The sequence below is a fragment of the Serratia quinivorans genome, assembly GCF_052113645.1.
Taxonomy (GTDB): Bacteria; Pseudomonadota; Gammaproteobacteria; order Enterobacterales; family Enterobacteriaceae; genus Serratia; species Serratia quinivorans_B.
The window spans coordinates 655,295-672,861 of record NZ_JBIEIU010000001.1; the positions used below are offsets into that span (position 1 = coordinate 655,295).

Annotated in this window: 16 protein-coding genes and 1 pseudogene; 14 read left to right on the plus strand and 3 right to left on the minus strand. The window is 50.7% G+C overall.

Annotation, left to right across the window (positions count from 1 at the left end; translation table 11 throughout):
- Positions 1 to 46: 46 nt before the first annotated feature.
- The 10 genes and pseudogenes from ACGS9J_RS02985 to ACGS9J_RS03030 all read left to right on the plus strand — a co-directional run bounded on the left by ACGS9J_RS02985 (position 47) and on the right by ACGS9J_RS03030 (position 9,841).
- A complete protein-coding gene (locus tag ACGS9J_RS02985) occupies positions 47 to 1,504 on the plus strand; it encodes a serine/threonine protein kinase (RefSeq protein WP_442229588.1) in 1,458 nt (485 codons plus the stop codon).
- Between the two features lie 84 nt (positions 1,505 to 1,588).
- Positions 1,589 to 3,526, plus strand: a complete 1,938-nt coding sequence (locus ACGS9J_RS02990) for a type VI secretion system Vgr family protein (RefSeq protein ID WP_442229589.1) — start codon at positions 1,589 to 1,591, stop codon at positions 3,524 to 3,526.
- Between the two features lie 13 nt (positions 3,527 to 3,539).
- Positions 3,540 to 4,346: a DcrB-related protein gene (locus tag ACGS9J_RS02995; protein ID WP_442229590.1), complete on the plus strand. Its 807-nt coding sequence runs from the start codon at positions 3,540 to 3,542 to the stop codon at positions 4,344 to 4,346.
- Positions 4,347 to 4,349: 3 nt separating this feature from the next.
- Positions 4,350 to 5,615, plus strand: a complete 1,266-nt coding sequence (locus ACGS9J_RS03000) for a PAAR domain-containing protein (RefSeq protein WP_442229591.1) — start codon at positions 4,350 to 4,352, stop codon at positions 5,613 to 5,615.
- Entirely contained in the window at positions 5,608 to 5,925 is a 318-nt protein-coding gene (locus ACGS9J_RS03005) for a hypothetical protein (RefSeq protein ID WP_442229592.1), read from the plus strand. The genes ACGS9J_RS03000 and ACGS9J_RS03005 overlap by 8 nt, the downstream gene beginning before the upstream one ends.
- A gap of 794 nt (positions 5,926 to 6,719) precedes the next feature.
- Positions 6,720 to 7,151: a hypothetical protein gene (locus tag ACGS9J_RS03010; protein ID WP_442229593.1), complete on the plus strand. Its 432-nt coding sequence runs from the start codon at positions 6,720 to 6,722 to the stop codon at positions 7,149 to 7,151.
- Positions 7,152 to 7,249: 98 nt separating this feature from the next.
- Positions 7,250 to 7,636: pseudogene (locus ACGS9J_RS03015) on the plus strand (immunity protein Tsi6 family protein).
- A 35-nt stretch (positions 7,637 to 7,671) separates the two neighbouring features.
- The gene (locus ACGS9J_RS03020) at positions 7,672 to 8,013 is read left to right on the plus strand and encodes an immunity protein Tsi6 family protein (protein WP_442229594.1); all 342 of its coding nucleotides are present in this window, start codon (positions 7,672 to 7,674) and stop codon (positions 8,011 to 8,013) included.
- Positions 8,014 to 8,435: 422 nt separating this feature from the next.
- Complete coding sequence (locus tag ACGS9J_RS03025) at positions 8,436 to 8,918, plus strand: Hcp family type VI secretion system effector (RefSeq protein ID WP_442229965.1); 483 nt, start codon at positions 8,436 to 8,438, stop codon at positions 8,916 to 8,918.
- 14 nt (positions 8,919 to 8,932) lie between these two features.
- Positions 8,933 to 9,841, plus strand: a complete 909-nt coding sequence (locus tag ACGS9J_RS03030) for a hypothetical protein (RefSeq protein ID WP_442229595.1) — start codon at positions 8,933 to 8,935, stop codon at positions 9,839 to 9,841.
- 117 nt (positions 9,842 to 9,958) lie between these two features.
- Here ACGS9J_RS03030 and kynA read toward each other — a convergent pair whose 3' ends face one another.
- On the minus strand, positions 9,959 to 10,807 hold the full coding sequence (gene kynA, locus ACGS9J_RS03035) for a tryptophan 2,3-dioxygenase (protein WP_442229596.1): 849 nt from the start codon (positions 10,805 to 10,807) through the stop codon (positions 9,959 to 9,961).
- Between the two features lie 102 nt (positions 10,808 to 10,909).
- Here kynA and ACGS9J_RS03040 point away from each other — a divergent pair, with 102 nt between their 5' ends.
- Positions 10,910 to 11,062, plus strand: coding sequence for a hypothetical protein (locus ACGS9J_RS03040; RefSeq protein ID WP_442229597.1), 153 nt, complete (start codon positions 10,910 to 10,912; stop codon positions 11,060 to 11,062).
- A gap of 167 nt (positions 11,063 to 11,229) precedes the next feature.
- On the opposite strand, the gene norR is transcribed toward ACGS9J_RS03040, so the two are convergent.
- Entirely contained in the window at positions 11,230 to 12,753 is a 1,524-nt protein-coding gene (norR, locus tag ACGS9J_RS03045) for a nitric oxide reductase transcriptional regulator NorR (RefSeq protein ID WP_442229598.1), read from the minus strand.
- Positions 12,754 to 12,914: 161 nt separating this feature from the next.
- Here norR and norV point away from each other — a divergent pair, with 161 nt between their 5' ends.
- The 3 genes from norV to ACGS9J_RS03060 all read left to right on the plus strand — a co-directional run bounded on the left by norV (position 12,915) and on the right by ACGS9J_RS03060 (position 16,643).
- Complete coding sequence (gene norV, locus ACGS9J_RS03050; protein WP_442229599.1) at positions 12,915 to 14,378, plus strand: anaerobic nitric oxide reductase flavorubredoxin; 1,464 nt, start codon at positions 12,915 to 12,917, stop codon at positions 14,376 to 14,378.
- Positions 14,375 to 15,532: an NADH:flavorubredoxin reductase NorW gene (gene norW, locus ACGS9J_RS03055; protein WP_442229600.1), complete on the plus strand. Its 1,158-nt coding sequence runs from the start codon at positions 14,375 to 14,377 to the stop codon at positions 15,530 to 15,532. The genes norV and norW overlap by 4 nt, the downstream gene beginning before the upstream one ends.
- 154 nt (positions 15,533 to 15,686) lie before the next feature.
- Positions 15,687 to 16,643: a Dyp-type peroxidase gene (locus tag ACGS9J_RS03060; protein ID WP_442229601.1), complete on the plus strand. Its 957-nt coding sequence runs from the start codon at positions 15,687 to 15,689 to the stop codon at positions 16,641 to 16,643.
- Between the two features lie 55 nt (positions 16,644 to 16,698).
- Here ACGS9J_RS03060 and ACGS9J_RS03065 read toward each other — a convergent pair whose 3' ends face one another.
- Positions 16,699 to 17,532: an IclR family transcriptional regulator domain-containing protein gene (locus ACGS9J_RS03065; RefSeq protein WP_442229602.1), complete on the minus strand. Its 834-nt coding sequence runs from the start codon at positions 17,530 to 17,532 to the stop codon at positions 16,699 to 16,701.
- Positions 17,533 to 17,567 lie beyond the last annotated feature (35 nt).

Below are 17,567 nucleotides of genomic sequence, written 5' to 3' on the forward strand. Positions count from 1 at the left end.
CCAGGGTCGCCGACACGGCGGCCATTGAACACAGAGAGTCATCATTATGTCGGGAACCGGGGTAAACAAACCGAATTCAAACAGCTTGCCGAACGGCTATCGGTTCAATGAGTTCGAGATCAAGGAAGCTATCGGCGAAGGCGGTTTTGGCATTGTCTACCGTGCCTACGATCATCAACTGGAACGCACCATCGCCATTAAAGAGTACATGCCGACGTCGCTGGCAATGCGCAATGACGATCTCAGCATCGGGCTGCGCGGCGAGCGGTTTGGCAAAACCTTCCAGGCCGGGTTGAACAGCTTTATTCAGGAAGCCCGCCTGCTGGCCCGCTTTTCGCATCCGGGGCTGCTGCACGTCCTGCGTTTTTGGGAAGAGAACGGCACCGCCTATATGGGCACCCAATTTTACAGCGGCACTACGCTGAAAAATCTGCAGGCGCAGCAGCCGGAGAAAATCGACGAAGCCTGGATCCGCAGGCTGTTGCCGCCGCTGTTCAGCGCCATCAACACTATTCATCAGGAAGGTTATCTGCATCGCGACATCTCGCTGGATAACATTCAGATCCAGGAGAATCAGTTACCGGTGCTGCTGGACTTCGGTTCGGCGCGCAAAGAGATCGGTAACCTGTCCGACGAAACGGAAATCATGCTGAAACCGGGCTTCGCGCCGATTGAGCAATACACCGAGAACAGCGACGGCGAACAAGGCCCCTGGACCGACATTTATGCGTTGGGTGCCGTGCTGCATACGCTGATCGTCGGTTCCCCGCCGCCGGTCAGCGTGGTACGCAGCATCGAGGACAGCTACCAACCGCTGTCTGAGCGGCGCCCGGCAGGTTATTCGCTGGAACTGCTGCGCACCATCGATCACGCCCTGGCGCTGAAACCGGAAGACCGGCCACAAACCATCGATGAAATGGCCGAACTGCTGCACTTGCCGATTGCCGACGAGAACGAAATCATCAGCACCCCGGCTGCCGCACCGGAAAACCTGCTGGTTGCCGCTAACCCGGCGGCCGGCGCCGCGGTGGCAAGTACCGTCACTGCGCATGGCATGAAGCTCACCCGTCCAATGATGATCGGCGCGGGGGTAGCGGCCCTGTTGGTGGTCGGCGTCATCACCTGGTTGAGCGGCGGCGACAGTCACCCGACACCGGTTGCCGCCAATACGCCAAACGACTCACCGGCGGATACTCCGCTGACGCAGCAACCGAGCGCGCCACCAACCAGCGCCACCGAAGCGACCGAGCCAAGCCCTGCGGCCAAGACGACACCGGCACCGCAGCCGGTGGCCCTGGTGTATTTCAAGCTGCAACCCGGCGAGCAAGTCAGTCTGGACGGCAAACCCCAGCAGGTGACACCCGGCAACAACGGTTTCGCCAGTCTGCATCTGGCGCCAGGCAGCTATCAGCTAGAAATCCGCCATAACGACCAGTTACGCCGTCAACAGCTCAGCATCGATAATGCCGGTACCTGGCTGATCAACCCGGCCGTCGCCGGATAAACCTGACATCTCCGGCCCGCTTGCCGCGGGCCTTACGCTATTTTCATGAGATTGACGCATGCGTCATTCCCAGAGGACGTTCTCATGTTGGATCGTATTATTGCGCATACGCCACTGGGCCAGGAGTCATTGCTGTTCCGTTCGCTGGAAGGGACCGAAGCCCTTTCCTCTCTCTTTGACTTCACCCTCGAGCTGCTGAGCAAAAATGCTCGCCTCGACCGCAAGGCGCTGCTAGGCCAGCCCCTGACGCTGGAGATCCCGACCCAGGGCTTTCTCAGTACGCCCCGCTACCTGAACGGCAAAATCACTTCAATCGCCGTCAGCAGTGAGGAAATCGGCGGTACCCGGTATGCGGTGTACAACCTGAAAGTGCAGCCAGACCTGTGGCCGATGACCAAGGACCGCAACTTCCGCATCTTCCAGGAACAGACCGTGCCGCAGATCGTCAAGACCCTGTTGGCCGAGCACAATGTGCAGCTGGAGGACCAGCTCACGGGCGACTACCGTCTGTGGGGCTACTGCGTGCAGTACAACGAGAGCAGTTTCAATTTCATCAGCAGGCTGATGGAGCTGGAAGGCATCTATTACTATTTCAAACATGAGATGGGTAAACATACGCTGGTGTTGGGCGATGCGCCCCACCACCATCAGCCCTATCCCGGCTACGAGATGATCCCCTACCATCTGACGCCCTCCGGCGGCAGTACCAGTGAGGAAGGCATCAGCCAATGGACCTTGTCCGATCACGTGACGCCGGGCATTTACAGCCTCGATGATTACGACTTCCGCAAACCCAACGCCTGGCTGTTCCAGGCGCGTCAAAACCCGGCTTCTCCGACGCCGGGCCAGATTGACGTTTACGACTGGCCAGGCCGCTACACCGAACATCAGCAAGGGGAATTCTACGCCCGTATCCGTCAGGAAGCCTGGCAGGCCGAACATCAGCAGATTGAAGGCACCGCCACCGCGTTGGGCATCGCCCCCGGCAGCACCTTCACGCTGTATAACGCCCCACACGCGGAGGACAACCGGGAATACCTGACGCTGCAAGCCAAATATCGGCTGAAGGAGAACCGCTACGCCAGCGGCGACGATCAGCACAGCGAGCACCGCATCGATTTCACCGTGCTGCCGGCCGATATTCCCTGGCACCCGGCGCAGCAGGCCAGTTGGCCGAAAACCCACGGCCCGCAGACCGCAAAAGTGGTCGGCCCGGCCGGCGAGTCGATCTGGACCGACAAATACGGCCGCATCAAGGTGAAATTCCACTGGGACCGCTTTGGCCCCAAGGACGACGGCAGCTCCTGCTGGGTACGCGTCTCCAGCGCCTGGGCCGGCCAGGGTTATGGCGGAGTGCAAATCCCACGCGTCAACGACGAAGTGGTGGTGGACTTTATCAACGGTGACCCGGACCGCCCGATCGTGACCGGTCGCGTGTATAACGACGCCAGCATGCCGCCTTGGGCACTGCCGGCCGCCGCGACCCAGATGGGCTTTATGAGCCGCACCAAGGACGGCACTGCCGACAATGCCAACGCCCTGCGCTTCGAGGATAAGGCCGGTTCGGAACAGGTGTGGATCCAGGCGGAACGCAATATGGACACTCAGGTGAAAAACGACGAGAGCCATACCGTCGATAAGAACCATACGCATTTCGTTGGTGCTAAAGAAGAACAGCGGGTTATCGAAGATCAGACTATTGGTGTGAAAGGCCACTCAACTATGCTGACTGAGCAAACACGCACAGATAACGTTGTAGGTGCATTAGTGATTGGCTCTGGTACGTCGATTCGCCTTGAATGTGGCAAAAGCGTGTTGGAACTGACCAAAGATGGCGACATTAATATTACCGGCATTAATTTCAATATTACCGTTGACCAATCTGGCGAAATTAACACATCCAGCGGCAAGCTAAATCTCAATCCTTCGAGTGGCCAGAAGAAAACGGATGCGCCAGGTGACGGACATCAAAAAACAATTCAAAGTCAAATAGACAGTTTCTTCTCACAGGAAGAAAAGTAATACAGGATATTGAATGAGCCATTATTTAACGCAGGAAGCCAGTTTCGAACTGCCCGACGCTTTTAAAGACCGGACCATGAACATTTTCACCCTCAGCGAAAACAACGCCAGTGAATTTACCTTTGTTGTTTCACGCGCTAATGCGACGGTTGAGGATACGTTGCAAAAAGTTGCTGCACGGTTGACTCAGGATCTTCAGACCACTGTTCAAGGGTTCGAGTTGATATCATCATCTCATGGGGATATAAATCAACAGCCATCCATAGAGATTTTTTACCGATTCAAGTCTGCAGAAGCACTAATCTGGCAAAAGCAAAACATCGTTCTGCTGAAAGATGGGCTACAAGGCAGAAAAATAGTTTGTTTTATTGGCACCTGTCAAAATAGCTTCAATGACTACTATGACAGACAGTATAAAGGGATTATTGCCAGTATTGTTTTCAATGAAAAAGAGAATGACACTCATGTTCCCGTCATGCTTGCGACCGACTCCGTTGGTAATTTTTTTGTATTTGACACCGACAGTAAAGAACTTTCCGTATTCACAGCTATCAGCGAGCTTTATCAACATATCGACCTGAAAAGGGCATTAAACGGCAGCTACCTGTTTTACCACTCTCTGGGTGAACCGTTGCATATTGCGCCAGTGTCTACCAACAGCTCAGCTGAATTTACTCGTTATGCGCTATGGACTTCCTCTGTCAAAAACAAACAGCATCTTTCATCGATACTGTTGCTCTGCCGCTCTGTGAATGGGCCACAAGAACTAAACGATCCCGAGCAAATTGCGGAGTATCTTCGGACCGCCAGGGAGCCTTAACCCATGAGTGAGCTTAGTGCAGCGCGAGAGTTGGATGAAATAGCCCACACTGCGTCCGAAGGCTGGATGATCGCCGGATTGATTGGCGGCGCGATTGTCGGTGCCGCACTAATCGCCGTTACTGGTGGCACAGCTGCTGTCGCTGTCGCTGCCGTGGTTGCAGGTGCTTCCGCCGGGGGCGGTCTGGGTGAAGTGCTGGGTAGCATGTCCTGGGCACCTCGACATGTCACTGGATTACTGACTGACGGTTCGCCTAATGTCTACATTAATGGCAGACCTGCCATACGCGCGCATATCTCAACAGGAGAATGCAGTGAGGATGGCCCGGCCAAAAAGGTCGTAGCCCAAGGTTCAGCCAAAGTCTATATCAATGATTTCCCGGCAGCTCGTATAAATGATTTGCTGGCCTGCAGCGCCGAAATTCACATCGGCTCACCTAACGTCATTATTGGCGGAGAAAAAGAGCAAACAGATGATATTGAACCAGAGATCCCCGACTGGGTGAACTGGACGCTGCTTGCGGCGGGTGTTGCAGCTACAGCTGTTTTAGCTGGGCCTGCAATTGCGATAATGAGTGCTGCCGGAGGCATGATAGGTGGTACTGCAGGTGATTACGTTGGCGGAGTATGGTTCGGCGAAGGAAGCGACGGTCAGAAATGGATAGCTCTTGGTGGCGCATTTGCTGGTGGTTTTGCTGGAGCGAGATCTGGGCCTAAAGTTGGAGAAAAAGCAAACAATATTATTTACAAAAAAACAAACGGTATACCTATCCGTGAAAATGAGTTTAATAAAATACTAGGTACTGAAAAAGGAGGCAGGCCGGCCCCTGAGAGCTACCTATCCAACAGATATATTAAAAATCATTTAAAGGACTTTGACAAAGGAGCAACCAGGCTTGTAACTAAGCGAGATTATATTAAGTATGGTTTAGGTAAACCAGATGAGTTGAAGAGCGAGTTTGTTTCTTCATCGAAAGGAATGAATAAAATAATATCAGAATCGAAAGGGAATACTAAACTTCTATCAGACCGGCTTGGTGTTTCAAAAGAACAACTGGATAATGGCGAAATGTTAAGGGTTGATTTCTATCCAACAAATAAATACTCACCACAGCTTCCTACCGGCAATGAATTCGGCGCGAACCCTCAATGGCTTCCCGGAGGCCGTCTTCCGAAAGGAGATCCTGAGGCCATCATCTCTATGAAAGATCTAAAGAAAGGTGTAGACTACGAAGTCTTTGATTTTAAAACTGGAGAAATACATGAGTGACATAAAGTTACTTTATATCAGTAAGTTTTATTACAGCATATATTCAGTTGATGATAAATTTGCTGTGTCAGTAGTATTCTTTAACTCATACATAGATACATCAACGGAATTTTGGTTAACAAAAGACGACATTGAAAAATATAAAACATGCGGAGAATTATATTCCCTTGTAGAAAAAATAAGATTAACCCCAGACCAATACAAAGATAGAGAACTACCGGAGAACATCAGTTCCATTATATCCAAACTGAATACCGACCCTATATTTACACAGCAAGATGAAGTTTATGACAAACGAATCACCTCATAAAAAAACAATTTAATATCATTATAGCTCCCGAAGAAGACTTTTATAAAACATAAAAACCTCATTGCATTAATAAATAATTCAGAAAATTCAAGCCTCTAATAAAAGGCTTGAATATTTTCTTGAAGAGGTTCTAAACTAAATATAAAAACCAAAATAAATCACGCCAAATTCATTGCGAAAACTAAAAAAATAATTTCTGATACCGGATTAAAATGAAAATTACCGGAACCAGATCATATAAAGTGGTTGTTCCTCCAGATGCTGTTAACATCCTTAAATTTAATTTATTTTAACTATGAAAAACGACATTTATTCTAAAAGCATAAAATTAGCAAGATTATTAAAAAAATGAGTCAACATCTAATTCTGAATTAGCAAAAGAACTTACTGATGCCATTGATTACAGTGCCACATCCAGTGAAGTCCTTATGAGGTTAAAATACTACATCAGGAAAATCTTATTGTATAAAGACAAATACAGCACCGAATTAATAAATCTCTCATCGGATATTTATAGCGATATTGTAAAGCTAATTGGGTAGTGTGTTAACAAAAAAATCCGGAGCGTCCCTAAAGATGCCTCCGCCATATTTAATATAATCATTAATACCCGGATCGCGAAAACAGATGCACTACAATCTGTTCCGTTATTACGATCCGGATATCGACAGAGATAGTACATGTATTTATCGCACCGCCATAATGCTGAACATTAATATCAAACACATCATAAGCAAATCAAGTTAGCACAACATGCCCAAAACACGCTCAATACACTCTCACGAATGTAGAAAATGAAAATCGCGGTCATTAATTTTGAAAAAAAACATAGCAACACCGGATACGATAGAGTTAAAAACCCCAAAAACCTTAGTGTAATTGAACTATTACCAGATGGTTTTTCATGGTCATATAACGGAGTAAATCACCAACGAAAAAATAGTGATAAAGTCATTCCATTGCTTTTAAAAGATGCTAATGCCATCGCTGTCGTCGAAGCTCCTTTTGATAAGGACAAAAACGCAGCATTTATACTCAACCCAGACAATAGTATAATGTGGGATATTAGTGGTATCTATAGAAAAATGATGGTGGTTGATTTTTTCTCAGACGTTTATTATGTTAATAATGAGCTGTTTTATTTTTTACATAGTAATGGGAAAGATTTTAGATTTTCTTTTGACATTAAAACCGGCCTGTGTGGAAAATTAACCCCCAGTTACTAGAATCAGCCACTCCGCACTATAATCACCCGAAGTTATTGGCATATATAATTTTAAAGCTCTTAATCGGTGCATTTAAAAATAATGATAGAACATGAGAAATGATTAATGACACGGCTATCGATTACATAAATAGAGCGTTGGCTTTAGCAAGGGTTCGTCATGCTGAAATTTTAGCCGCAAAAAACAATGAAGGCTTAGAACCTATGTGTAACTCTATAGTCCAACAACTAATCTACCTGAAGAACGTTGTAACTGGACAAGAAAAGGACAAAAGTAAGCTTAAAGAATTCACAATGGGTTTGTATGCAGCAAAAGAATTTGAAGCATCCGACCCCAGTATTTGCCGATCGCATTTTTAGCGCATCTTTCATAGCACATCAAATAAGAAAAGGATTGAAAATAAAACTACCACATGAAGTGGAGTCTGATTATTACGAAAGGCAGAAAAACTAAGAAATGAATATCCTAATGATTTTCTTAGCTAGGATTAATCAGTGACTAATAACACAAATAAATCATAATGCATAAAACAACCATTGATTATGTAAACGAATCTTTGTTGATTCTCAAACAAAGACAGACCAAACCACCAAACTTTCCTTTATATCAGTCGGCAATAAATCAAATTGAATATGTTAAAGCCATCTTGGAAGGAAAAGAGAGTGACAAAAGTAAACTCCATACGATGACTCTGGGAGTTTATGCATCCAAAGAGTTTGATACAACAGACCCTGAATTAGCCAAACACTTATCTGATGTAAATTATATCGTTTCCCAGATAGCATCCGGTCTTAAAGTCATACTCCCGCACGAACAAGACCTGGAATATATAAATCGCCAAAAACGATATAAGAAAGAATGATAGTACATGTATTTAGCGCACCGGCATAATTCTGAATGTTAATATCAAACATATCATAAGCTAATCAAGCTAGCACAACATGCCCAAAACACAGTTATTCGCTAAATAAAATCATCAGCGTGGAATAAACCGGGCTGGACGGTAACAGCACCCGCTATCGCTACAACCCGGTCGGCCAGTAACTTTAAAAACCTGTGCTGGTGCTACCACTATGCCCCACACAACCAAACTCACCCTAAAAAACCAAAGGAGAGATACCCACCTATAACCGTCGCAATCACCCTTAATATTAAGTTCAAGTTTAATTCTGGGCGTATTACCCCATGCTGTCTTTGCCCGGAAGTATCACCTCACTTATTGGCTTTGACGGACATAAGTTCGCGTTGCCAATACAAATTAATCAATTTCATATAGGTATCAAAATGGCAATTGACTCATTTTTGAAGGTTGAAGGGGTTACTGGCGAATCTAATGATTCGAATCACAAAAATTGGACCGATATTCTGTCATTCAACTGGGGGGCGACCCAGTCAGGCAATATGGCCGTAGGCGGAGGCGGCGGGACAGGGAAAGTAAACTTCAAGGATTTGGAGGTGCAGGCACTTATCGATAAATCTACACCGGCCATTCTGAAGTTCTGCTCCAGCGGTAAGCATGTAACCAAGGTAGAACTTTCTATCTGCAAGGCGGGAGGAACCCAGGTCGAATACGCCAGGATCGTGCTGGAAGATGTCTTGGTCAGTATGGCGGACTTTACCGGTGTTGGGCACACCGACAACATCCTGGTTAAATATCGCTTCCAGGCTTCTAAGGTCAATCTGCATTACTGGGAGCAAAGCGCCAGCGGTACTAAAGGTGCAGAAACCAAATCCGGTTGGGATATTAAACAGAATAAAGAGATTTAAACGAGGGCAGCACTATGGCAGACCCAACGCTGGCGATAGACAATCTGCTCAACGATCTCTCGGTATACAATGCTGACGAGCTGCGGATAATTATCGCCTTTGTTAATGAGCTGGATAATACAGCGCTCAACCAGTATGAGAATGATTCTGAACGGGCAATCATGTCCAGTTTCGAACGATTGCGCCAGAGCAGTGACGCTCAGAGCAATGGAGGTGATAACACCAACGAGATGGAAATGGGGCTATTAAATAATGGTAACAATACCACTCTGCAAAATCGTCCTGGTTTCTTCCAAAAATATAAAACCTCACTGCGGGGTTACGGAGGCAACGTCTATGATGACCGGCAAAAAAGTAACTATGATTATGCAGCCAAAGCGGTAGGTGCCATAGGGGCATTATCGGGTGCGGGGGCCACCTATGCGGCGATTGCCGCCGCACAGGCAGCAGACACGCTGATGACCAACATCTATGTCCGGTATGCCATGACGACGATTGGCGCGACAGGTATCGTCAGTGCCGGTCTGTTGATGCTAAGAAACACTTTGTCCGAGCGTCAGCAGACGGATAACAAGGACTTGCTGGAAGCAACCAAAAGAACGGCCAAGGCGAGGATCAAGCTGATTGAATTCGTTAACGAAACGCGGATAAAAATCATCAAGGATGAAGATAAATGCCGCAGTAATGCCGAGCTCTATATGGGTAGGCGCTTTACGGATCAGGGCAGGAGCAACGCGGATCCCAACCTGGGTCGGATTGAAACTTTGTTATTTACCACCCTGAACGAACGATCCGCGCCGCTGCAAGCCAAAATCCTGTTAACCAGTGAGCAGCAGTATGTCTCGATAATCAGTGATACCGGCCCGACAGATGTCTCAAAGGCAAATATGAAGTTAATGTATGAAATAGCCAGTACCTTCTAGCAACTAATAAAGGGCCTGAACCCGGTATTCGCCGGGTTCAAGCCCTTTTCTCCCCCCATTCCCCGAAGTATATATCGCCTTCACCCAACCTCAGGCTCGCCAATCTTTCCACATCTCCTACAGCGACACGCCTATCTCGGTACGTACATCCAGCAGCTCAGGGAAGAATGTCAGCTCCAATGCCTTTTTCAGGAAACTGACGCCACTCGAGCCGCCGGTGCCGGTTTTAAAACCGATGATCCGCTCGACCGTCTTCATATGGCGGAAGCGCCACAGGTGGAAACTTTCTTCTATGTCCACCAGCTTCTCGGCCATTTCATAGGCTTCCCAGTACTTTTGCGGATGGTCATAGATCTCTTTAAACGCTGGCAGCAGGTTCGGATTGCGCTGGTAAGGCTGTGTCCAGTCGCGTTCAATACACTCCTGCGGGATCGGCAGGCCGTGGCGTGACAGGTAGAGCAGGTATTCGTCGTACAGGCTAGGCGCTTCAAGGATCGTCTTCAGCGCCGCGTGTTTTTCCGCATCGTTGCTGAACACCGCCAGCATGGCCGCATTTTTGTTGCCGAGTAAAAACTCAATCGATCGGTATTGATGGGATTGGAAACCCGACGAACTGCCCAGCACGTCGCGGAATTCAACGTACTCCGACGGCGTCAGGGTTTCCAGCACCGCCCATTGTTCGAACAGCAGGCGCTGGATCTGTTTGACCCGAGCCAGGATCTTGAAGCAGTGGCTGAGTTTGTCCTGTTGCACCAGTACCCGAGCCGCCTGCAACTCATGCAGCATTAACTTCATCCACAGCTCTGAAGTTTGGTGTTGTACCACAAACAGCATCTCATCATGATGTTGCGGGTTGGACAGCGGGTGCTGGCAGTCCAGCAGCTTATCCAGGCACAGATAGTCGCCGTAGCTCATGCGTTTGGAAAAATCGGTGACAATCGCGCTTTCTAATTCCCGTTTGTTCATCTGTTCTCTCCGCTGCGCCCACGACCGGAAGCGGTGTGTAGCGTGCTGCAAACAGAAAACAATAGTCCATAACCGCCCACCCCGGAGGACTATAAACGAGAGTTGCCTCGCAGATTTCAGGCTAAACAGGCTGGAGAACAACGCGAGTATTCCTGCGGCCATGGCCGTCCAGGCCACCTGACCCGCCAACGGCAGGCACCGTTCGACGTGAGCCTGTGCGCCAACATTGAAGCCATGCTGGCGCCCGGACTTTAAAAAGCCTCGTCAAATTTTCCGTAAAGTTAATCGAATAAAAAACATGGGTATTTATTGGGGGCGCTGATCTCGCTATGGTTAACCCCCATAAATAAATCGCCAGTCAGCTTATTGATTAAAGGCGGCAGCTTGCCTCTGTCGCCTACTCCCCTATAGCCTGCTCATAATCATTTTATCTTCAATCGCTTGGCCAGGCGATGCAGGTTGCCACTGTCCAGATTCAATTTACGCGCCGTAGCGGCCCAGTTCATGTTGCATTCCGTCAGGGTTTTCTGAATCACGCTACGCTGAAAATGTTGCGTCATCGTGGCGAGATCCGCCTGAATAAGGGGATCCGGCGGCACCGGATCGGCGATTTCCACCGGTAAGGCCCCCGCCTTCACATTAAAATGCGCCGGTACCAGTTCCAGCTCACCGCTGTTTTGCTCCGCGCGCGCCAGGATGGCCGCCCGATAGATCGCATGTTCCAGTTCACGAATATTACCCGGCCACGCATATTGCTCAAGCACCAGTAACGCCGGTGCGGAGAGTGTTAACTGCATCAGTCCCAGCTTGATGCGGCAACGCTCGCAAAAGTACCCCGCCAGCAAGGCAATGTCGCTGCTCCGTTCACGTAACGGCGGAACGGCGAGTGGGAATACGCTCAGCCGATGGTATAAATCCAGTCGGAACTGGCCCTCAACCGCCGCCTGTTTTAGATCGCGGTTGGTTGCTGCCAAAACGCGCACATTTACGCGTTTAACCCGATCATCCCCTACCCGCTGCAGATCACCGTATTGGATCACGCGCAACAATTTGGCCTGTAGGGATAGTGACAGTTCGCCAATCTCATCAAGAAACAGAGTGCCATTGTCCGCCATTTCAAATTTGCCGGCACGGTGCTGAATGGCGCCGGTAAATGCTCCTTTAACGTGACCGAACAGCTCGCTTTCCGCCACGCTCTCCGGCAGCGCGGCGCAGTTAAGGTAGACCAGCGGATTTGCCGCTCGAGCCGACCCCTGATGAATCGCCCGCACCACCAGCTCTTTACCTACACCGGTCTCGCCGGTGATCAATACGTTGAGCTCGGTGCCGGCAACAATGCCGATTTCCTGCTTGAGCTGCCGCATGATCGGTGAAAGTCCGATGATTTCGCCGTTTTCTCTCGGGATACTGCCCCCACCGGAAACCAGCGGAGACAGGGCCTGACTTTCCAACGCCTCCATTAATAACGCATTGTTCAGCGCCCCCGCCGCTAACGCGCTGACCAGCCGCAGTTCTTCATCGCTGAAGCGATCAAATTGCTGTGGGTTCAGGCTGTCAAACGTCAGCGCTCCGATTAAATCCTGTTCGGCAAACAGCGGCAGCCCAATGCAGGCATGAACTTTGAGTTCATCATGGCCTGGGATTAGACCATCGTAGGGATCCGGCAGGTCGCTATCCGCCGGAAAACGAACCACGCCACCGGCGCGGGCAATGGCTTCCAGGCGCGGATGCGCATCCAGTGCAAAACGACGACCCAGTACGTCCTGAGCCAGACCGTCGATGGCCAACGGACGGAATTGCTGGCCTTCAAAGCGTAATAAGGCAGATGCATCGCAACGCAGCAGTCGGCGCAAGCTGTTGATCAACCTTTGAAAACGGTCACCTTGCGTCAGGCCACTTTGCAATTCGATAGCGATGGCCGCCAGTGATTGTATAGAGAGAGACATGATTGTCATTCCGACAGGAAATTGTCATAAAGACAATGCTACGCCGATGTCAAAATGACATCAATAATTTAATATCTGTTTTAAAACAATGAGATATTTATTGGCATGCCGTTTGCTCATTACCAACGTCGAAACGTAATCACCGAGAAAAGGTAATGAGCATGGCAATTCAGGTAAAAAACAATATCCAGTGGGTTGGGCAACGTGACTGGGAAGTCCGCGATTTTCATGGGACAGAGTACAAAACCCTGAAGGGTAGCAGCTATAACAGCTACCTGATCCGTGAAGAGAAAACCGTGTTGATCGACACGGTGGACCATAAATTCAGCCGCGAGTTTGTACAAAACCTGTCAGCGGAAATTGATCTTGATACGCTGGATTACATCATCATCAATCACGCAGAAGAAGATCATGCAGGCGCCCTGACCGAGCTGATGGCGCAGATCCCCGGGATCCCGATTTACTGTACCGAAAATGGTATCGATTCGATCAACGGTCACCATCATCACCCCGAGTGGAATTTCCAGGTGGTACACACCGGCGACAGCCTGGACATCGGCAACGGCAAACAGCTGATCTTCGTTGAAACCCCCATGTTGCATTGGCCGGACAGCATGATGACCTACATGACCGGCGACGCCGTACTGTTCAGCAATGACGCCTTTGGCCAGCACTATTGCGATGAGCATCTGTTTAACGACGAAGTTGACCAAAACGAGTTGTTCGAACAATGTCAGCGCTACTACGCCAATATCCTGACGCCATTCAGCCGACTGGTGACGCCAAAAATTAACGAAATCCTCGGTTTCAACCTGCCGGTAGAGATGATCGCCACCTCACACGGTGTGGTATGGCGCGACAATCCGACGCAAATTGTGCATCGCTATTTAGAGTGGGCGGCCGATTATCAGGAAGATCGCATCACCCTGTTTTACGACACCATGTCCAACAATACCCGCATGATGGCGGATGCTATCGCACAGGGCATCAACGAAGTCGATCCGCGCGTAGCGGTGAAGATTTTTAACGTGGCGCGTCACGACAAGAACGACATCCTGACCAACGTATTCCGTTCCAAGGGCGTATTGGTGGGCTCCTCAACCATGAATAACGTGATGATGCCAAAAGTCGCCGGGCTGCTGGAAGAGATCACCGGGATGCGTTTTCGCAACAAAAAAGCCTCGGCCTTCGGCAGCTATGGCTGGAATGGGGGGGCAGTAGACCGCATTCAAACCCGACTAATGGATTGCGGTTTTGAAACTACGCTGGCGCTGAAAACCAAATGGCGTCCTGACGGCGATACGCTGGCAGTCTGTCGTCAACATGGCCGGGATATCGCACGTCAATGGGCGTTAACCCCTTTGCCTTCACCTGCCCCAACGTCGCGGGCGGCCATCGCTCAGCCACAGTCTGATGTATCCGGTGCAGGTACTGATATCGGTACCGATCTGGGGCCCCGTATGCAATGCAGCGTCTGCCTGTGGATATACGATCCGCAAACAGGCGAACCGATGCAGGATGTCGCTCCCGGAACCTGCTGGCAAGACGTGCCGGATGACTTCCTGTGCCCGGAATGCTCAATGGGCAAAGACGTATTCGATCCACTCGCCACGGAGGCAAAATGAATCCCGGCATTCTGATCATCGGCTCCGGTTTTGCCGCCCGACAATTGGTAAAGAACCTGCGCAGACAGGATAATGAGGTCCCGATTCGGTTGATTGCCGCCGATAGCTGCGATGAATACAACAAGCCGGAATTGAGTCATGTGTTCAGCCAGAATCAAACGGCTGACGCATTGACGCGGCAGACTTCCGGCAGCTTTGCTGAACAGTTTCAACTGACATTGCACCCAAACACAGATATTACAGAAATTGATACCCGGCAAAAAAGAGTGCACAGCGGCGATCAATGCTGGCCCTACGATAAACTGGTTCTGGCGGTAGGTGCAGCGGCTATCGTCCCGAAGGTGCCCGGCCATGAGCTAATGCTGACGCTCAATAGCCAGCAAGCCTATCGCGAAAACGAAGTGGCATTGCGGCAGGCACAACGCATACTGATCCTTGGCGGCGGCTTAATCGGCTGTGAGCTGGCGATGGACATGCGCCGCGCCGGCAAGCAGGTGACGCTGGTAGATAGAGCCGGCAGCCTATTGTCCGCGCTGGTGCCGATCGAAGCCAGCAGCCGCTTGCAACATTGCCTGCAGCAAATGGGGGTTGAACTGGTGTTCAACCAGCAACTGAACGCGCTAACGCCACAAAACGGTGGCATTCAGGCGACGTTGAATAATGGCCGTACGCTGTGGGTCGATGCGGCAATCGCGTCGGTAGGATTACGACCGAACATCGACCTGGCGCGCCAGGCCGGTTTGCAGGTTAATCGCGGCATCCAGGTGAATAACCGTTTACAGTCTTCAATGCCCGATGTGTACGCACTCGGCGATTGCGCTGAGATCGGTGGCCGACTGCTGCCCTTCCTTCAACCGATACAATTCAGTGCCATTGCTCTGGCGAAAAACCTGCTGGGCATAGCGGAAGAGGTGAAGCTGCCCGCCATGTTGGTCAAGGTGAAAACCCCCAACCTGCCGCTGCAGCTGGCAGGGGAAACTCATCGTCAGGATCTGAGCTGGAGCATTACCGCTGAACAGCAAGGTATGATCGCCAAAGGCTTTGATCGGCAGCGGCAGTTACGCGCTTTTATCGTTAGCGAAGACCATATGAAACAGGCTTTCAGCTTACTGAAAGAATTGAATGCATTACCCTCAGAGGCGACTTCGGCCTGACGGGAGCTCATGCGCGGCAGGACCTTCGCTGAGGGAGAGCTTTTTATTGGCCATCAGCATTTAGCGACTCCACACGCCAACTGGGGTTAATCAGTTGGCGTAACCGCTAAAATAGATTAATTTTAACCTCTGACTCTCCTCGGCACTGGATGCTATGACTACCCAAAATCAACAACCTCAGGCTGTCTTCAGCCCCGTGACACGCCATGCCATATTTTTGGTCGCGACCTTATCAGCCAATCCTGCTCAGCTCGCCACGGTGCGTGGCTGGTGCGCTGATATCAGCGCTGTCATTCGTTCCGTCGGCAAACGATCTCCGGCAGGCAATTTGTCCTGCGTCTGCGGATTTGGCTCCACCGCCTGGGATCGGCTTTTCGGCCAGCCCCGCCCGGCGCAGCTGCATCCTTTTCGTGAAATAGGCACCGGCGACCGCGTTGCCGTCTCGACCCCCGGCGACATTCTGCTGCATATTCGCGCCGACGAGATGGATTTGTGTTTCGAACTCGCCACTCAGTTGATGAACAAACTCGGCGATGCCGTAACGGTGATAGAGGAAGTGCACGGTTTCCGCTACTTCGACCAGCGGGCAATGATTGGCTTTGTCGACGGCACCGAAAACCCTGAGGGGCATGAGGCGTTCGACTACACGGTGATTGGCGAGGAAGACGCCGAGTTTTCCGGCGGCAGTTACGTGTTGGTGCAAAAATACCTGCATGACATGAAAGGCTGGAACTCACTGAGCGTTGAAACGCAAGAGCGCATTATTGGCCGCCACAAGCAATCCAATATTGAGCTGGATGAGGACGTCAAACCCTCGTCATCCCACAGCTCCCTGACGACGCTGACCGATGAAAATGGCAACGAAGTCAAAATATTGCGCGACAACATGCCGTTCGGCAAACCCGGTATGGGCGAGTTTGGCACTTACTTTATCGGCTATGCGCGTTCCCCTCAGCCGATCGAGCAAATGCTGGAGAACATGTTCATTGGCCGACCGGCCGGTAATTACGATCGCCTGCTCGATTTCAGCCGCGCGGTCACCGGCAGCCTGTTCTTTACGCCCTCGGCGACCTTATTGGAAGCCCTGGCTGACCGTAACGCCCCGCAATAATCGCTCAGGGTATTGAGGCTGTTCCCCGGTGTCTGACCGGGGCCAGTCCCACCGGCTACAGCAGCAGCGCCAGCTCCATGGCCGTGCGCTGCAACTGTGGCAACACCCGTTCACGCAGCTCCGCCGACGAAATCTGCGAGGCATTCACCCCCACGTTCATCGCCGCCACCACGCCCCCTTTGCGGGAATGCATCGGTACCGCAATCGAGCGCAAGCCTATTTCTAGCTGCTGATCGTTGATGGCGTATCCCTGCCGACGCACCTTGGCCAACTGTTCGCGCAGCTGCTGGGCACTGGTCACGGTAAACTCTGTCAGCGGATCGAAGTTCACCCGCGACAGATAATCGTCCAACTGTTCTTCGTCCAGCGCGCTGAGCAAAACCAGTCCCATCGAGGTCGCGTAAGCCGGCAAACGGCTGCCGCGTCCCAGATCGATGGTCATGATGCGTTTCACCGAGGCGCGAGCGATATACAGGATGTTGTCGCCGTCCAGCGTCGCTACCGAGCAGGATTCATTCAGCAGCTTACTGAGATAGTCCAGCGAGTTCTGCGCCGCTTTCGCCAGCTCGGAAGAGGAAAGATAAGCATGGCCGATAGTCAGCACCCGCGGCAACAGCCGGTAATGGCGGCCGTCGGGGCAATGCACAAAGCCCAGCGCACGCAGAGTGTACAGGCAGCGACGCACCGCCGCGCGCGGAATACCGGTAATCTGGCTGATTTCAGAGACCGACATTTGCGAATATTGCGGCTGAAAGGCCTGCAACACCTCCAGCCCCCTGGCCAGCGACGCCATAAAATTAGGGTCGCCCTTATACTGATCGTTGCTTAAATCACCGATCTCCTGCAGCCGACGCAGTTCTCCTGCGCCCAATTCCGACACATTGCCCATTCGGATCTCCCATGAATAAACCTTCGCATTATAGG